The organism is Endozoicomonas sp. ONNA2 (assembly GCF_024606365.1).
Classification (GTDB): Bacteria; Pseudomonadota; Gammaproteobacteria; order Pseudomonadales; family Endozoicomonadaceae; genus Endozoicomonas.
The window spans coordinates 1-2,653 of record NZ_JAHHPO010000732.1; the positions used below are offsets into that span (position 1 = coordinate 1).

General features: G+C 49.0%; 4 protein-coding genes. All 4 read left to right on the plus strand.

All coding sequences use genetic code 11. The features are described from left to right. A partial coding sequence (locus tag KDK14_RS12915) for a recombinase RecT (RefSeq protein ID WP_257265552.1) occupies positions 1–784 on the plus strand: 784 nt, incomplete at its 5' end. Beyond that, the gene (locus KDK14_RS12920; RefSeq protein WP_257265555.1) at positions 784–1,044 is read left to right on the plus strand and encodes a hypothetical protein; all 261 of its coding nucleotides are present in this window, start codon (positions 784–786) and stop codon (positions 1,042–1,044) included. The genes KDK14_RS12915 and KDK14_RS12920, both read left to right, overlap by 1 nt. A 15-nt stretch (positions 1,045–1,059) precedes the next feature. Then, positions 1,060–1,245 (plus strand): hypothetical protein, encoded by a 186-nt coding sequence (locus KDK14_RS12925; protein WP_257265556.1) that lies wholly within the window; start codon positions 1,060–1,062, stop codon positions 1,243–1,245. Between the two features lie 14 nt (positions 1,246–1,259). After that, positions 1,260–2,507 (plus strand): site-specific integrase, encoded by a 1,248-nt coding sequence (locus KDK14_RS12930; RefSeq protein ID WP_257265558.1) that lies wholly within the window; start codon positions 1,260–1,262, stop codon positions 2,505–2,507. The last annotated feature ends 146 nt before the right edge of the window (positions 2,508–2,653 follow it).

The following is a 2,653-nucleotide window of genomic DNA, read 5'->3' on the forward strand; positions in this document are numbered from 1 at the left end:
GTTCACCATCAAAGACCTGTTACGGCAAAACAAGAATACCATCACCCAGGCGCTGGAAAATACGCCGCTCACCCCGGAGCGTTTGCTGTCTGTCTGCATGACCGAAGTTCGCAAGACGCCGAAACTGAGGGAATGCTCGCAGGCTTCTCTGCTGGGTGCAGTGATTCAATCGGCGCAGCTGGGTCTGGAGCCCGGCTCTGCGTTGGGTCACTGCTACCTGATCCCTTTCTTTAATCGAAAGCTGGGCGGCCTTGAATGCCAGTTCATGCTGGGCTATCGGGGAATGCTTGCCCTGGCTCGTCGTTCCGGTGCCATCGTCAATATCGACGCCCGTGTGGTCTTTGCTGCCGATGAGTTCGATCTGCTCTATGGCACTGAAACCCGGGTTATCCACAAGCCACGCCTGAATGGTGACCGTGGCGGTGTGTTGGGTGTCTACGCTGTGGCGCAGCTGCAGGGCGGTGGCTCTCAGGTGGAATATATGACCGTTGAGGAAATCATGAAAGTGCGTGACTCCTCAAAAGCCAAAACCGATGGGCCTTGGCAGACGCACTTTGAAGAGATGGCAAAAAAGACCGTTGTCCGTCGTCTGTTTAAATACCTCCCGGTTTCTATTGAAGCTCTCACCGCTGTCGGTCTGGATGAACGGGCGGACGCAGGCCTGTCTCAACATAATGAGGCGCTGTTGCGTAACGATGACGGCGGTGTCGTGGTGGATATGGATACCGGTGAAATTATCAACGGCGCTGTCTCCTGTGCTGCGGATCTGAATAAGGCACTCTGATGGGTGCCGCTACTTCTGAATGGGAAATCATGGAGGTTGTTCTTATGGATGATCATGTTTATCTGGTGTCGTTCGGCACGAATCAATGGATGTTGACCTCGGTAGAGGATGCGATAGTGCTGCTTAAATTGCTGACCAAGGCACAGCCGGTTTTTGAAACCTTCCAGGGCGGTGAATTTGTTATTCAGCACGCAAACATGGTTGGCAATCCCGAGCTAAAGGTGCGTAACGTTTCCGATATCGATGGCGAGCATTTGTAAGACAGGAGGTCCAGGATGAAATGGGTGAAACTGAGCCGCTATTATGAGCTTTCTGGTGATACTCAGGATGCCTTTTACAAGAAGAAGAATCGGGGCATCTGGCGTGAAGGAAAAGAGTTTCGCACCGCAGCAGACGGTGCGACATGGGTCAATATTCAGGCTGTGGAGGTCTGGGCAGAAAAGAGTCGTTATGTACGATAAGAAAGAGGTGCTGTATGGACTTATCTCATATTGAAACGCCCGCAGGTATTGAAGTTCGGGCTTTTAAAAAATACGCAACGGTCAGGATGGCTTTCTACTATCGAAAAGAGCGCTGTCGAGAAAACTTCTCTAATCGTTCATGGCCAGACAATAAACCTTCATCAATTTCCAAATTTGAAGCTGCCATTAAACGTGACGTAGCGGCTGCCCACCAGCTACTCTCCCGGGTGCGCCATGAAATATCAACAGACAAATTTGATTATGCTGAGTTCTTTCCTGACTCACCTAATGCAAATAAATATTCTGTTGAAGACCGTTCGCTGCGGACAGTTGAGGATTTTCTGAAAAAGTTTCTTGTCCGATCTGAAAAGCGGGTCAGACCGGTGACCCATAAAAACTATAAAAAGATCATCGACAATCAGCTGATACCAGATTTCGGTTATCTTCCAGTCACTGATCTTACTCCGGGCCTTGTTCGTGACTGGGTCTTTGAAAAAAGCCATACCTGCAAACGGAAAACCATCAGCAACATTTTATCGCCATTCAAGCAGGCTATGGATGACGCCCTGATGGATAGGGCAATCACTGAAAATCCTGTTCGTCTGGTTAACCTGGATTCCATCATTACCATCGAATCACGGCAAAGTGAATTTCAGGTTGATCCGTTTACTGAAGAAGAAATCGATATTCTGCTGGAGCACATGAATGATCAGGTGAAGAACCTGTTTCAGTTCGCTTTCTATACAGGCATGCGTACCAGCGAGCTGATTGCTTTGAAGTGGGAAAAGATCGACTTTGTAAACAGTGAAATACTGGTAGACCAGGCAATGGTAGAGGGTCAAATTGACCGATTAAAAACCGCTGAAAAGGGAGTCTCATCCCGTAAAATCCTGATGCTGGATCCGGCGCACGAAGCCTTACAGCGTCAGAAAGCACATACTTTCCTTGAAGGTGACTTCGTTTTTCATCACCCGCTGAAAGCAAGACACTGGATGAATGACTCGGAAGTTCGCAAATTTGCCTGGCATCCTGCCATCAAGCGATCAGGCCTGCGTTACCGAAACCCTTATCAAACCCGACATACCTATGCCCATATGTTGATCAAGGATAATGAGAATCCGTGGTGGATTGCGAATCAGATGGGGCATACCGGGATAGAGATGCTTAACCGTCACTATGGTGGCTGGCTGGAGCAGTCCGCTGAGCGGTATGTTCCCAAATCTCGCTTTAGTGGTGGCCAGCCTCTTTCTGCTGCTCAGTAATCCTTCCTTTCTGTTTCACTCTCCATGTCTTTTTGGGCTGCCCTGGTTGGGTGGCTGCGCTCTTTTGTGGCTCTCTGGCTATATCAAATTCTGGTTTTCTGGTCTGTCGCTACCAATTCTGAGAGGCAATTGAGACAGCAAGAAAT

Coding starts and splice junctions, on each gene's coding strand:
- KDK14_RS12920 (WP_257265555.1), top strand. CDS start 784: ATGGGTGCCGCTACTTCTGAATGGGAAATCATGGAGGTTGTTCTTATG.
- KDK14_RS12925 (WP_257265556.1), top strand. CDS start 1,060: ATGAAATGGGTGAAACTGAGCCGCTATTATGAGCTTTCTGGTGATACT.
- KDK14_RS12930 (WP_257265558.1), top strand. CDS start 1,260: ATGGACTTATCTCATATTGAAACGCCCGCAGGTATTGAAGTTCGGGCT.